6 protein-coding genes are annotated in these 15,953 nt (G+C 48.2%); 2 read left to right on the plus strand and 4 right to left on the minus strand.

Annotated features, from left to right (window positions below):
- Window positions 1-6: 6 nt before the first annotated feature.
- Together ACLVWR_RS03160 and ACLVWR_RS03165 are read right to left on the minus strand one after the other, a co-directional pair.
- Complete coding sequence (locus tag ACLVWR_RS03160) at window positions 7-5,241, minus strand: hypothetical protein (RefSeq protein ID WP_413582478.1); 5,235 nt, start codon at window positions 5,239-5,241, stop codon at window positions 7-9.
- On the minus strand, window positions 5,228-9,919 hold the full coding sequence (locus tag ACLVWR_RS03165; RefSeq protein WP_413582479.1) for a hypothetical protein: 4,692 nt from the start codon (window positions 9,917-9,919) through the stop codon (window positions 5,228-5,230). Before ACLVWR_RS03165 ends, ACLVWR_RS03160 begins: the two co-directional genes overlap by 14 nt.
- A gap of 381 nt (window positions 9,920-10,300) precedes the next feature.
- Between ACLVWR_RS03165 and ACLVWR_RS03170 the strand changes: the two genes are divergently transcribed.
- Together ACLVWR_RS03170 and ACLVWR_RS03175 are read left to right on the plus strand one after the other, a co-directional pair.
- Window positions 10,301-13,201 (plus strand): hypothetical protein, encoded by a 2,901-nt coding sequence (locus ACLVWR_RS03170; RefSeq protein ID WP_413582480.1) that lies wholly within the window; start codon window positions 10,301-10,303, stop codon window positions 13,199-13,201.
- Between the two features lie 20 nt (window positions 13,202-13,221).
- Window positions 13,222-13,608 (plus strand): HEPN domain-containing protein, encoded by a 387-nt coding sequence (locus tag ACLVWR_RS03175; protein WP_413582481.1) that lies wholly within the window; start codon window positions 13,222-13,224, stop codon window positions 13,606-13,608.
- 69 nt (window positions 13,609-13,677) lie between these two features.
- On the opposite strand, the gene ACLVWR_RS03180 is transcribed toward ACLVWR_RS03175, so the two are convergent.
- Together ACLVWR_RS03180 and ACLVWR_RS03185 are read right to left on the minus strand one after the other, a co-directional pair.
- The gene (locus tag ACLVWR_RS03180; RefSeq protein ID WP_413582482.1) at window positions 13,678-14,433 is read right to left on the minus strand and encodes a murein L,D-transpeptidase catalytic domain family protein; all 756 of its coding nucleotides are present in this window, start codon (window positions 14,431-14,433) and stop codon (window positions 13,678-13,680) included.
- A 122-nt stretch (window positions 14,434-14,555) separates the two neighbouring features.
- Entirely contained in the window at window positions 14,556-15,881 is a 1,326-nt protein-coding gene (locus ACLVWR_RS03185) for a hypothetical protein (protein WP_413582483.1), read from the minus strand.
- Between the last annotated feature and the right edge of the window lie 72 nt (window positions 15,882-15,953).

Here is a 15,953-nt window from a genome sequence, read left to right on the forward strand (position 1 = left end):
ACCCTCTTAGAACAATAAGAAATAGGTACCGATGCGCACACCCCTTACACTGCCCGCACCATCATAAAATTCCGTTGGCACCATAAGATCCATCGTGCCATCCCCATTCACGTCCCCCGCAGACGTGTTGGAATAGAAATAACGTGGAGTCTGAGTGCTCGTATCCTGTCGTTGCACGATATATGGCTTCAAATGACCGGAACTATCAGCCACAACAGAGGAATCCGGATAGTCAGCAGTGTGCAGTCCCGTGGAGGAACCAAAGAACACTACACCACGTCCAAAGTTCGTGATGCCGTTCACTTGGTCATCCCAGAACGGAGCTCCCATGACGACGTCATCAAAACCGTCCCCGTTGAAGTCCCCTTTTTTCATGCGACCTGAAATAATCTCGTAGCCACTAAAATCCGTATTGCCCGCGTCCCACAAGTAGAACGCCATCGGTGCAGGTTTCATAACCCCCGATGCTTGGGCACACTCCGCCATTGGAATCACACCGCTTGCGACGATCGCGGCATCTGTAAGTTTATATTGCGTATTCAGATTGGCACCCAACACGGACCACATGCCTGTGGAATTATCATTCCCACACAAGGGACCATAGAAGATATAACCCATGCCGGCCCCGTCCAAACCACTCTTTGGAGTTTCGCTGGAGGAAACAATCAGATCCTCGTAACCGTCATTGTTCACGTCACCGGCAGATTGAATCATCCAACCAAATCGGCGGTTGCTATCGTTGCCACTTAAACCACCATTAATAATTGGCGGCATGATGGAGCGAACTTTCCCGGTACCATTTAAGTTCAAACTGTCTGCATTGCGTGATTGGAACAGATCGTCTGATTGACATGAAGCTGTCTGAATCGGATCCCTGTCATAATAGTCGCCGTGACTTCCAGCCACGATTCCTGCCGAACTGCCGCGATATAGGAACAAGCGTCCATAGTCACTACGTCCGTCCTCGTAATAGCAGGCCGTGTCCTCCCACATTGGAGCAGAGACCACCAAGTCATCAATCCCGTCGTGGTCATAGTCCATGACTGCTATACTTTTCCCAAACTGGTGCATCAAACGGTCGTAACCATGAGGAATGTTATCGACAAACGGACTGTACAAATACTGCATCTTGCAGTTCTTCGTTATCGCTCCCGTACATGCCTTCATTCCGGTGGTCTCTGAGGTATAAGTGTCCACCATGTATGAAGAATTGGTCGAAGTCAGATTGGCATTCACACCAGGTTCCATATCCGAATTGGCATAACCTTTGGCTTTAGGAGTTTGCAGCCCGTTTGTGGATCCATAGTAAATCCAGATGCGACCACTTTCCCAAGCCGGAGCTCCACCGTTACAACCTGTGTCCGTGCTATCGGCACACTGCCAACCACCACCCGCAGTCCATCCATCAGTGGGATTTCCTGGAGGCGATACCCCGACATTGAAACTATTCGTGCCGGTTTTATTCATACCAAAAAAGCTGGTGGCATAAGGACTGCTGATCACGATGTCACTCAGTCCATCACCATTGAAATCCCCATGATAAACCAGCTGACGACGAGTCACCGCACCATTGGTTGATGAAGCGGTATTTGACGGGCTTTCCTGATAAGCCCAGCGCTTCGTCACGATCTGCGGATCACCATAAGCAGGAATCCATTGCGGATTGTTAACGGCTTGCAAACCGGAGCGAGAGCCGTAATAAATCACAACCTGCCCACCACCCTGGATTGTGGCATCAACAAAAGTCACATCTCCAAAGCCATCACCATTAATATCACCCGCAGCAAAAGCTCTGTTGGCCCATGTGCTGGAAATATTCGTCGGCTGAGCGACAAGTTGAGGCAAGGCAATATCATCCTTAGTAATACCCTGGGCCGGCGTGACCATCGGATAACAGGAATCATCACTGGCTCCTGAGTCTTTGAAAACTTTCGCTTTATTAGCCAGGCAATAGTCGGTCGTCACAAGACCCACTTTTGAACCAAAGAAAACCACAGCTTCAGTTGAAAAAGCCGCCGTATTCGCTGAAGGGCGCACCAGTTTACCAACAGCATCCGCATAGCCATCGCGATTGATATCCCCGACAATACGAATACTATCATAACCAAACTGTTGCGGGCTTCCCAGCGAATCATAGATCGCAAACGATGGAACCGAGTTCACGGAAGGCAATGCCTGTCCATTACTGTTGAATCCATAGATAGCACCACCACCGTTTTTCGTGGTCTTGTCTAAATGGGCTCCGGCTGCGATATCATTCAATGGACGGGTTCCACTAAAGTCACCGTCAAAATTTCCCACGGCCACCGAGCGGCCCATGTAGTCGTACTCGCGGGCTGAGGAATTATAAAATTTCAGGAAGTTCGTGGTGATCCCTGCTCCCGCCAAGCTTGTAAATGCATACACGGCTCCGGAATAGGTACCTTTGGTCTGATCACCCACAGCCCCCACGACGACATCTTTCAGTCCGTCGCCAGTCACATCGCCAACTGCCATTCCTTCCGGATGAAGTGCCAAATTGTAGTAGGAACCAATTGAATTACTACGGATCAGCGTCGGCGCACACATTTGGCGAGTAGGCGCATTATCTGTGGTGAATGCCGTACATTGTGCAAGTCCATCATTCCAATCCAGATTTTTATCAGTGGGAGTCACCGCATCCAATTGGTAGAAGTCGTTGAATTCATACCGTCTGAATGGATTGCCGTAGTAAACCCACAATGCACCCGATTGTTCGTTTGCAAAGTTCGAAAACAGTCCCACACCCACAACCGCTTCAGCGTAACTGTCACCGTTTGGATCCGACACCGTCGTAATGACCGCATTGTTGTTATTGTAGTGGGATGGATCCCCGACCAAGGCGACAGAGGTGCCAAAGCCCAGATTTTTTAGCTTATAGGTCCCGTCGGTTTTATAGCCACTGCGTGGAAATAAAGCTCTTACCCCAGTGGAATTTACCAGACAAGAATAGTGTTCCCCGGGAACTGACATCTTACGCGTACTGCATCCCCAGAATGCCATGCGCGAGGGACTTTCTTGCACTCCCGGAGCGGGAGCGATATCAGCGCCGCGACCAAAAAACAAATAGGCAGCTCCTGTTACGTCACCAACTTTGGCAGACGTTCCAGCGTTTGTGGGCAAACCGAAGTAGTGACTATTTCCTGTAGAGTCATTGGAAAAGCCGCCCCAACCTCCGTTGGTGAAGCCATACGAAGCACAATCACCACTTCCCGGATTACATGCCCCCAGTAGTTTCAATTTATTGGTCGCTGTCATTTGCGGATAGCGGTCGCCAGGGGCACCGACAATCATATCCGATCCACCTACCAGCTGATCTTGCTTATTGCGAATACGGAATTTACCGTCCACATCAGCACCACCGGCAATAGAGTAACCAAAAAACTGTCCTTCGTGCGGATTCGGAGAAAAGACTTTTAAAAATCTGAATTTTTTGTTCGCATCGGCTGCCGGAGTCTCATACCCCAACCCATTTTTTGAACCAAAGAAGACGGCCACATAACCGACCTTTAGAACAATTCGGGCATTACCGGAAGCAGTCGAATCAGCAACTCCATCCCAAGGTGCCGTCGGCGCACCAACGGCAATATCATCATAACCATCGGCATTGAAATCGCCGATGAAGGAAGCCGCGAACCCAAATTGGGGATCATCCGCTAAAGTCATTGCTGTCGGAGTGATTTCAGTGCTTGGCAAAATCGCCATATTCGGCCACAACATCGCTGCCGAGCAAGTCGCATTTTCAACCAGACCGTTACAGGTTTCCACGTTCTGCTGCATATCTTTGACACGTGAAGGAGCCGTCAAACCTCTGGAGCTTCCAAAAAACACAAAGGCTGCACCATCATAGTTCTTGTCAGCTCTTGATGTGTTCGCTGTATTGTAACCCGGAGCTCCCACCACGAGATCCTGGCAGGCATTACCCAACAATGTGTCACCGTTCAAATTGCCACTGCCAGAAAGTGACTTACCGAATCTTGAGTATTCCGTTAAGTCTTCAAATGTCAAAAGTTGCGGATCAGATCCCGGACTGATAGGACTGCGGCTGGGAGTCCCGGAAGTATTTAATTTATAAATACCTGTGGATGGGTTCCTAACCGAATAGTATATATAAACCGCACCCGCTCTGGGAACGGCCACACCTGCTGATGTCACAGAAACAGATGGCAGACCAACCGCCAAATCAGGATAGCCATCGCAATTGAAATCACCCGTCGTCGACGCTTCACCCATGAAGGCAATTCCCGAATCCACATTCTTAAGTGGAGGGACTGCATCCAATCCCAAAATCCCCTTGATGTACGTACTCAGTTTATCGAAGACCAGCGTTTCTGTTTTGCCGGCATCGGAATAGCTCACCTGCAAAGAAAGGTTTTCGACCTTTCCGTTGGTGACACCGGTACCAGGAGAAAACACGATGGTACCCGCACCCGTGATAGGATCCGAGATCGGTGTACTTCCAGAGTACATACGAGAAACATAGTTTTCATTTTTATAAGTGGAATTCACCACCGGAGTGACTTTTACAAAAGGCAATGAACCAATCGAAATGGGACTTAAGGAAAATGCCGGTGTGGGAAACGAAGAGTTCGTGCTGACATTGACGGCTTTGGTGGCATAGCCAATGGTTTCATCAAGGTACTTTACCTGAACTACAAAGTGAAAACGTGTCGACCCTTCCATATTGCGGAAAACATAGCGAGTGTCGTAAGAAGTATAATCAACATTTGCCCAGTTACTCGTGTTGGCCGCCGTCGGGTCTTCGTATTTTTTTACAAAGATCTGATAGGAAGCGACTTTGGCAGCATAGTTCCATGATAAAACCAGATTGCCATCTGAGTCCTTGATAACTTTATCCACCCCAGGAAATGGTGTCAGGGTTGAAATGGTGATCTCTTTGTTTCCTCCGACACTGACCGTACCGTCCGTCGCAATGACTTTGAAAGTGTAAGAAGTATTTGGTGACAAGTTACGAATAATGGCTTCATTACGAGGTGTTTCCACCAACGCGGTGTTGGAGGTATTATTGAATACCTTGTAGTTCTGATAGCGATCATGAAGATTCCAATAAACCCGCACTGCAGTGGGCGACAAAGGTTCCACCCCCGCCACACCCGAGAAATCTTTAAGTACGCTTCCCGTTTCAACTTTTTCTGTACAGGACAACGTCGCTGTAATGGCAGTGCTTAGAAGAGCCCATTTCACCAGATTAATAAAGGACATATACGACTCCCGTAGCAAAGGCTTTTCCAGATGGATGATTGCGTCCCGGAGCTCCCATTAAAATATCAGGAATTCCGTCTCCGTTGATATCACCCGCAGGTGTGCTTGAAATGTATGTATGTTCATTGGCCTGACGGTTTGGCAGATACAAAAGCGCCGGTTCACAAACTGGCGTCGTACCTCCATAACAGCGAGGTGTCGTGGTAGGCGAAGAATCAATTTTCAATCCATACTCGCCGCCATAATAAACAACGAAGGCACCGGTGTTGGCCAAAACCGTATCCAAATCATAGTCACGGCCCGGCACGTTGACGACGATATCGGCATATCCGTCAGCATTAAGGTCACCAACTGCAGCCATACCCACACCAAAATGATCTGCACTTCCTTGAAATAAATCCGGAGAAGATCTTTGGGGTTTTAAGTCCTGATTTGTTGCATTCAAAGTATTGATAGCCAGTGCGCCCGCGCCAAAATATGTTGTTGAGTTTATATCTGGCGCGCCTTTAAAGGCCATCACTGTCCCAACGGTGCCAGCAAAGAAAGTGTAAACCGTTGGCGAGCTCGTACGCGGCGCTGAGATCACCAAATCGGCAACGCCGTCTTTGTTGATGTCTCCAGGAGCAACAACACTGTAACCAAATCCTTCAGCTGCCGTCGCGCCTTCGATTTTTTGCGCTGGCGTGTAAGCCAACCCTCGGTTCGTTCCTTTATAAAGATAGGCGCGTCCCTTGTAGGATGAATAACCAGGATCACCGACCACAAGCTCATCGTATATTTCGCCGGATTGAGTCTCCAAAGATTTAACAGAGGCTGTGCTCCAGCCAAAGCGCACGCCTCCCGGTGCAGCCTCGCTCGACAACAGCATTTGTACTTTGCAAACTGCCGGCGTCGTCATCGTGCATGGATTTTCAACCACGACATCCGCGGCATTGCCCAGGCTGTCACTAAGCAGAGTTCGCCCATTGGAGCGATTGACCTGCGGACCGTCTTTGGATCCATAGAACACAAAAACACGGCCAAAATTCACCGTCGTATATTGCAGGGAACCGACATGCACTGCTGTTGATGGCAAATCATAGCTATCTGCAGCCACAGTGAAATCCCCGAAACCATCACCGTTGAAATCACCATAAGTCACCGCACGGTTTCTTGGGTTGAAATCCTCGAATGAAATAGAATCTGGAACCGAGTTCGCTGCTGTTCTTTTGGAGTTTCCGACACTGTGAAAGAAAACGGAGTTTGTATCAGCAAAAGCAAAGCTCAGTGGATTATTCCCGACCGGCGAAACGGATGGAGCAGTGTTTGCAACCAATCCCCCGGAAGAGCCATAGAATACATAAGAGGAGCGATTTCCGATTACCATCACATCGTCGTAAGCATCACCATTGACGCTGCCGACGCGATAAAATTCACCACCAAATCCAACATCCAAATCCACGACCAGTTTCAGTGGATCCAATTCCATCAACGGAACTCGTGACGGCTCCGGTGTCACCACCAAACCGTTCGCACTGCCGTAATAGATAACCATTTCAACCGTATTACCTACAAAAATCTGCGTCACCACATCCATGTAGCCATCGCCATTGAAATCACCCGCCACTTTGGCACGCTCATAGCGATAGTTCAGCTCTTTACTGAAATTCACATTGATCGTCTGATTGGCGCTGGTCACCGACGATGCGAAGTTGCCCGTGGAATTAAAGATAAACGTCGCACCATTGTAATATACTGGAGAGGAATGATAAGGAGCGCCGACAATCAAGTCGCCCGAACCATCTCCATTGAAGTCCGCTCCAACGGCCCCACCCAAACCAAAATTCGAGTTAGGTGAAAGATCACGGGGATAAATGACCGAAGCCCCGAATGGATTCACACCACCGCTGTACCATGTGCAATTGGTGGAGCAGACAGTATTGTCGTTATCCGACAAACGAGGTGTATCAATACGAGTGGCACCTTCATAACCCAGTGTCGAAACATCCGGTTTATAAAGGTAGATCACACCACTGGCTGTAATTGTGGAACTCCCCGTGGAAGCTGTGGTTGCACGATAAGGTGCGGAGATCGCCAGTGAAGGCATGTTTCGAGATATCGTTTCGATATCAGCAACAGTCCCCATCGCAAGTCCAAACTGCACACCGGCTTCTGGAGGATTGGTATGAATCAGCTGATTTTCACAGTGCTTCAATGCCCCCGTCGTCACATTTGTGTTACGAGCGTCACAGGCGACGGTATTGATGGCAGTGACTTCCTGTTGCTGATCCAGAATTCCATAAATCCCGCCCGTGGCATTGTCATTGGATCTTGGAGTGACATAGTAACCAAACACCACACCGGCACTCGCCTGCCCGCTAACAGAGGACAGCGGCGCACCCACGAACAATGTTCCATTTACATTGGGTACGTTGTTCGTTGTTCCAATGATATTTGTTAAAGGATAACCATTCTGATTTGGTACTCCCAGGATGCTGGTTCCATAACCCTGAACCGAAATATAGTCGGCCGCCGAGTTGCTTGCCAGATCCGGATAAGATTCTTTGCAAGTCCAAGAGATGATTTTTTGCAGATCCGTCGCGCCGCTCGCGATCGTTGGCATTTCACCTTTACAAGCCAGGATCGAACCACGGCCCAAAGAACGAGCCGGAGCCCCGATGATCAGGTCATCACATTTTGTGAAATCATAACCTTTGTTTTTCGGTGCTGGAGAAGTTTCCCCGGCGATACCTGTTTGACGGAATGTATAGGTGCCGCTGTTTTCACAGACACGGGAATTATAAGCGGTCCCGACAGCCCGGGCAAAATCCTCGGTGTAGCTTTTGCCAACGAAAGTGCCATCTGCCGCGACCAACGAAGCAAGGGGAATCGTTTCCGCATCAATGGTAGGGAAGGACTTCACGGTACCGGATGGAATAAGTCCCATGCGATCCCCGCGCAGAACCGTGACCTGACGTTTGTAGTTTGGCGAAACCCAAGTCGTGATCCCGACAGCCAGATCATCAAAGCCGTCATTATTATAGTCACCAAAAGCAATTGCGGTTGTATTGTAGGCATTGGATTCCGAGACCCGCACCGGACGGCACTTGAACGATGTCGGGTCGCAGGTCGTTTCATTTACCCCGTAGGAAATACCACCAGAACCACTGACCAGGCCGCGAGTAGGATCTCCAAATGCGACGAAGACCTGACCTTGATTGGTCATCATGGCCAAATCGTCACAGGTATATATTTTTTTAACTTTGGCGATATCAGAAACACCAGATGCCGGCGTGAACAAGTTGTCACACAGGCCGACTTTATTCGCCTTTGGATCGGCAAGATCCGTATAGCGACTGAAACAGTCATTATTAATGTTCCCGACCGCCAAGCGATGACCCAAGCGAGTGCCTGCAGTGAGACCCGGATAATATACCAATTGCGGATTCGGGTACGCGGCATCCGCGTTCGGAGCCGGTGTCATATTCAAAGCCGGAGGAGGATCGACGATGTTTCCATTGGCATCATATGTTGGAGGCGCATCGTATCCATAATAAATAACCACAGCACCGGTCGTGTCCTGAGGACTGTCTCCGACGTAAGCCGTTGCGCGCGGTGCACTTACCGCCGCATCCATCAATCCGTCACAATTGAAATCACCGGTTACAACTTGCGCTCCCAGCTCCTGCATACCCAGTCCGCCATTTACCAGGCGCGGATAAAGAGGAAGTGGCGCTGAAGTACCTTCCAAGGAACGAATTAACGGCTTCTTTAGTTGACCGGTACCCTCCACCAAAACCGTGACGATGGTGCTGGCTCCCGCTGCGGATGTCACTTTGGCGTACATGTCCTTTTGACCCGGATTAATTGGAACAATTGAACGGAAATAATCATTCCCGTTTACGATCGCCCAACGAATCCCGGTGGAGCGCTCAAAAATCTCGGTCGTATAAGTGGAGTCGCCACCTTCGGTCCAAAACCACGGAAAATTCCCCACGACAGCCATTTGAATTTTCACCGTCGGCAGATTGGCCAGTTGAGACTGTACCAACACACATGGCGCTTTCGAGTTGATATATGCCTCTGACATATTGGCAGGCTCAAAAGTTCCGTCTTGATAATGTGCCATCACCCAAAAACAATACTTGTTACCACTTGGCAGATTCGTGACGGTTCCAACGCTACGGTTAAAAATCGTGGCCGCTGGTGAAGTTAAATTCCAAGTTTCATTTTCGCGTTTGGTATAAATTCTATAAGTGACACCTTCACCGTTTTTGATCCAATTAACCTCGACGGAACCGTTGGACTGCGCCGTCAAACCAGAGGCTGGAACACCTGTGAAGGTACTCATGGTCTTTACGGTGATATACTTATCATAACCGATTTCCTCACCACCAACTGCCTCTACACCTGTGACTGCAAAATCGTAGTAGGTATCCGTCGCCAAGGGGGCAATCGTTGTCGTGGCAAAGGTTTCAATTTTATCGGGAGTATTAAATCCCTTACGATAGATGCGATATTCTTTGAAACGAGCCTGCAAGGACCAAGAAAGCTTCACCGCTGTTGGAGAGATGGCAACGGCTTCCGACACACCTTCAAACTTCGAAGGAATGGAAGTGCCTTGCAAGCCAGCGTTGTTGCACGACGCCAGCAAATATCCTGATAACACTATTAACGAACCCAGGAAGAAATGTTTCATGACATTCATTTTATAATTACGCGAATATTATTGGAATTTCCGCAACTTGAGCGCCCTCCGTTGGTACAGTCTGAGAATTTCGAACATTTTTCCGGTGAAAAAATGGGTGTACTTAAACGTAGTGAAGCTAAGGGCATATTTTGCTCAAAAAGGCCGCAAGACTTTTTCATTCGGCGAGCGCCCACCGAAATATGCCGAACACTTTCGACTCTGGCTGCTCCCCAGCCGACCGTGACACCCCGGCAATACAGTGAATTCAAACACACAAAGTGAAACTATATATAGATGAAAAAAAATCTACTGCTTGGAGTTGCATCGTTGTTGGCTTTGTCTCTTGGAGCCCTTTTTTTTATACAAACAAATGAGAAGTCAGAAGACAATTTGGGAAGACCCCTCGCCATTTTGCGCGAACTCAATAAAGAGGTCCGTTACAAATATGCGCGTGATTTCTTTTGGAAAGACGCACGCGACGGCAGAAAGGTCTATGACGGATCACAAATATTCGTCGGTCCAAAGTCATCCGCGTATCTGGTATTTGCCGAAAATCGCAAAGTCCGACTGAACGAAGAAACTTTGCTTCGCCTTTCGCAGGTTGAGCAAAATCCCACCCTGATTGCCCTGCAAATCAACGACGGTGGCCTGAACCTAAAAAGTGGCAAAGGCGAAATGGATCCTTTGGTTTTGAATCTGGATGATGGCAAGTTCAAAATCGTCTCCAAGGACGCCTATGATATTTATGTGCGGAAATTGGATAAGAAGCTTTCGCTTTCTGTCGCCGCAGGTCACCTGACTTTGCAAAATGTCACGGGCAAAACGGAGGTCGCAGCCGGAAGTTCGATTGTGCTGGAATCAAGCGCGACCCCGGAAGGTGGCAATTCCGTCACGCAAATCGTGGCAACGGATGTGGGTGCTGTTACCTTTAATCTTCTTGCCCCTTATGATGGGGAAATCATTCGCGAACAAAGCCAACCGCAATTTTTCAAATGGGAAGTGAGTGATGCTACTTCCGTTCATTTGCAGTACTCTCCGGAGCCGGATTTTGCAAAGGACCTGGTCGATATCGACGTTTCTTCGCAACAGTTCTTTCCGATTCCCCTGAACACCATGAAAGGCGATGTCTTTTGGCGATTGATCGCCTATAAAGATGGCACGGCGGTTTTTTCAAAATCATCCTTTTTTAAAGTCGGTCGAGTTGAGGATATTCGCGTGGTAACCTCGGCGCCGGCCTATGTTCGCAAAGGTGTTTGGAAAATTCAGACAACAATTGAAAATGACGACGCCAAATCAAAATATGACTTTCAAGTCAGCACCACCGAGTCATTCACAACGTTGCACGATGCATTTCTGGGACTGGCTCCTTTTTCGTCCTTGCTGGACTCCCCGGGCAATTTTTATGTTCGCGCCCGTAAGAATTTTGGCAATGGACTTTTCTCGCCTTGGTCTCAGCCCAGCAAAGTGGTTATTCGCGAGTCTCTGCAGGCTCCCAAGATTGATTTGGGTGATCGCACGGAAGATAAAGTTGGCAATGTTATTACCGAACTCAAGTGGAACCCGGTGCCGGCAGCGGCACAATACACAATTCAATCTTCCAACTCGGCTGGATTCCACGCGATTTCCTCGCAAAAGACAATCACGACCACAGAAACCGCGGTTCAGCATAACAGTGCACGCAAAGTCTACTACCGCGTGATTGCAGTGTCAGAGGAGGGTGAACACTCGGAACCATCCAACATCGTGGTTTCAGAAGGCTCCACTGTCCTGCAATCCCAGGAACAAAAACGAATCGCACTGGAAAACTCCACAAGCCAACCGGAAACAGTCCCGACACCAGCTTCCGCATTGACCTCTTCTGATGAGCAATCCCAACTGTTACTGCTGCCTCTTGATGGCTCGGTTTTTTACACCAGCGACAGCATCCGATTTGAATGGGATCCCTTCTTTAAAAATGCGACTGTTGAAATGTCCCAGGTTTCCAATTTTTCCCAGGATGTCATCAAGATCCGTGCTGACAAACAAAACTTCACGAAAATCAATCCTCTAAAACGCATGGGTCGCTACTATTGGCGAATCGCATTCGAGCAGACATTTGGGAAAGTCGCTTACAGCAAAACCATGTCCTTTACGGTCAGCCCGGCCCTGTCGACGCAAATTGAAAAGCTGTCTTTAAAGTTTGTAGAAAGAGGCAAGTGGAACCTGAGTCTTCAAATTAAAGGCGCTAAACCTGAAGAAAACTTCATCATGCAAGCGAGCGTCGATCCGACATTTGCAAAAGTCGATCATGAAATCGATGGCCCCGTGAAAAATATGATCTCATTGGCAAAATCAGGCATTTATCATGTTCGTGCCCGTCGGGCCAAAGGAGCCGCCGCTGACTGGTCCAATGTGATGACCCAGTTTGTTCGACCACCGCTGACAGCTCCTTCGTTGGATAAACCCAATGAAACACTGGCCGGTGCCGATGTGGCCAGATTGCAAATGAAGTGGAGTGACGTGAAGTTTGCCGCTCAGTATATCGTTGAGTTGAACAACACGGATACATTTGGATCCGTTCTCAGAAGCTACAAAGTTCCGGAAAACACCTATAGCCTGCTCCACTCCCAAAGAGACGCCTCCTATATCCGCGTCCTCGCCCAATCCGCTGAAGGAGAGCTGTCCCCGCCTTCCAACATTGTTAAAGTGAAAGGCCTGCTTGCCGGACCAACCATTGAAAAGTACGAAATTGCCTATGCCAATCTCGACTCCAAGGACAGCGTTGATCAACTTCACATCCTGTGGACTCATCGCAAGAATGCCGCAAAGTATGTTGTTGAGGTCTCCAGATCTGAAAAGTTCGAAAAGGCTCAGAGGTTCGAGACCAAAAATATCGAGTTCTTCGCCCCGGTTAAGGATATCGGCTGGTACTATTTCAGAGTCACACCGATTTCGACAATGACAGACTTTTTCTTTTCACCGACAACTGTTTTCGCGATCGAATTTAAGAAGGTCGAAAGCCTTCAATTGGCGACCGCCGAAGAACCGGCAAATGGCGCAAAGTTTGCCTACAATAATGGCCAATATACGGTGGTATTCAAGTGGGGACAAACATTGGGCGCCGGATGGTATGACTTTGAGATCGCACAAAATCCGGAATTTAAGGAAAGTAAACTAATAAAAGTCGAAGCCCGACAATATAGATTGCCTGCTCAGCTAAAAAATGGCACTTGGTATTATAGGCTTCGCGGACGAAACCCCAACCAGGCATCTCCATGGAGCCCCACCAAGACATTCACTTTGCAGAACTAATTGCAAGGAACGGGAGCATCATGAGCGTTTCAACAGCGAAGTCCTTAATCCTAAAAGCCCAGGATAACATTGATATTGCCCAAAAAAACATGTCCGACGATAACCAACACGATATCGTCGGTTACAACTTGGCTCAAGCCAGCGAACTTTACCTAAAAGCGATGATGGCAATGCGCGAAATTGAATTCCCGGATGGCGATGATGGTCATGACTTGGACCACTTGATGACAACCCTGGAAGAGGAAGGTTTTGCCGAGATTTCTTCCCATGCTGACGTTATTGAACTGACTCAATACAACTCCCCTAGCGCCCATATCCGCAAAGACGAGCGTCTGGATATGGATGAATACCTGGGTTATGTAAATGACCTGAAAAAGCTGGTGGGCGAGCAGCTGAAACTGTTCTAAGAAAGCCTCGATAAAAATAAAAAAGCCGTCCTCATCAGACGGCTTTTTTTATTTCCAATTCAGATAAAACTACTTGGTCGCGGAAGCGTAAATAATTGAACCGCCCTTAACCATGTCGATCACCTTCGTACGATAACTCATTGTCACCGCTGGACAACCCCAACTACGCCCCTGAATCACGCTGGATTCAGATACATAGTCTGCACCATGGATCACAACTGCTCTGGAGCGGGCTTTTGAGTTGGTGGAAGACAATCCATCCAGACGCAAAGAGTACCCATGACTGCCGCTGTAAGTCTCAGCTGTTTTGTAGATACCCACTGAACTTGCATTGGAACCAGAAACGTTGCTAAAGGAGTTTGCATAGCCGTCATGATCAGGATCGGAACCTTTGCCATGAGCCACGTGAATACTCCAGACCTCGCCTGTTTTCATATTGATGATATGGAAACGTTTTTTTGTTGATGACAAACTGAAATCCAAAACCGAAAGATAGTCTGAGTTCTTGATCGATTTCAGATTTTTATCATAGTACAGCAACGCATTACTCAACATTGCCTGATTCACTGTCTTACCAGTATCAACGTATGAGTATTTCGCAAGAATCTGAGCATCAGTCTGCGTGCCTGAACCAGAACCGCCCGTATCGGGAATCTCCGGCTCTGGTGGTGGAATTGTTTGGGTGGTGTCACCCGCGGATTGTTCTGTATCTGGATCGTCAGCTAAAACTGTAGAAGAGCTTTCAAAACCGCCTTTTGCACAGGCTGCCATTAAGAAAGTGACGGATAGTAAAGCCAGAACATTCTTTGTTCGTTTGAATGTCATTTGGACCTCCGTGTTGGTTACACAGAGGTTTTCGGCGCGCTTATGTTTCAACTTTAAACATTTTTATTCTGTCGGAATTGTCGACACGAGACTTTGGGGAAGTGTCAGCACTTTACTCATTTTCAGTCACAAACTGAAGTCTTGGAATCGGCCTTACATCCGAGGGCTTTTTGAATTTCAGTCGGCGCAAATAAGATTTTATTCACACGACGTGAACTTGCCGGATGGGGAACAGTACTTGAATCCTGATATTCGGACGGATTCAGAAGCATGTTTTTGTACTCAGCAAATGGAGGGCAATCTTTTTCAACTGCCGCCGCAACTCTGTTGATGGCTGCAACTTTGACGTTTTGGCACTCAGAACCCGCAATGAAAAGTTGCGACTCATAGGCAAACTCTTTGGCCTGTTGCGGATCTTTAAACTCGGCAGTTTTTTGCGCAACTAATTTGGAAGACATCCAGTCCGCGAAACCTTCCTGCATATCTGCGTTTCCGGAAAAGCCCCGGCAGTGTTGGTGTGTTGCAAAGTTTCCACTGACATCTGAGCTGCGCTTTTTAAATTCCGCTTTCACTTCGGGCGATAAAGGCCCCAGCTCTTTTGCCAAGTCAGCTTCTTCTGAAGTGATACGTGCAATAATATCCTTCTCACTGACGATCTTTGCGCCCATCGAGCTTGAATTTGCCAGACAGCTCACCACGTCCTGCATAGGATTTTTACCTGCGGGCACCGCGGTCCCTGCAATATGCTTGTGAGCATTGCAGGGATCCACTGAGTGACTGATCTCATGACTTAAAAGTGAAAACAGTGTCGAATCCGGAAGATTCAACAACTGCGGGCATACCAAGATTGTATTGTCGTCTGACTGATAGGAGGCGTTGGGCAAAGTGCACCCTGCCTTTTCCATTGCAAACGCATCCTTGAACAAAGGGCTGGCCATTTTGACGGCATTCACTCGTTGAATTTCCTGATCGATTTGCGCAGTGTTTTCTGGCGTCCGGCGCGACTCCAACAAGGCCGCCGCCCTTCTTTGCACATCAGAAAATATCGACCGAACGCGCTTGAGTTCTGAATTGTAAGCCGCATTTGTTTTATCCAGCTTCAAGGGATTCACGAACGGATTTTGCGCATCAACTTCGGGAAGCGGCTTCCCCAGGCAACCCTCAACCTGCTTGGCCAGACGGATAAAAAAGAAATTCGGAACGGATTTTCCGGCACTGTTTTTATAGAGGTAAAAGTTTTGACTTTGACTGCGCAACTGCTGGCAATAATCGCCAAAATCACATTTTGCAACCTGAGGAACCTCACAAGCCACGGCGGACTTTTCACTTTGGCTTAATTCGGTTCGCAACCTGTCCAGATTTTTAAAGAGCGCCTGATAGTCCGGCTCGGACTGCGCAAATGAAACTATGGTTGTAAATGTGATCAGTAAAAATGAAACGAACGTCATCCATGACATTCTACCTGATTTTAATATGAATCCAAACAGACGCGAATTTTCTGGTCTTTGAAATCAGAGAAA

The organism is Bdellovibrio sp. HCB288 (assembly GCF_047305935.1).
Taxonomy (GTDB): Bacteria; Bdellovibrionota; Bdellovibrionia; order Bdellovibrionales; family Bdellovibrionaceae; genus Bdellovibrio.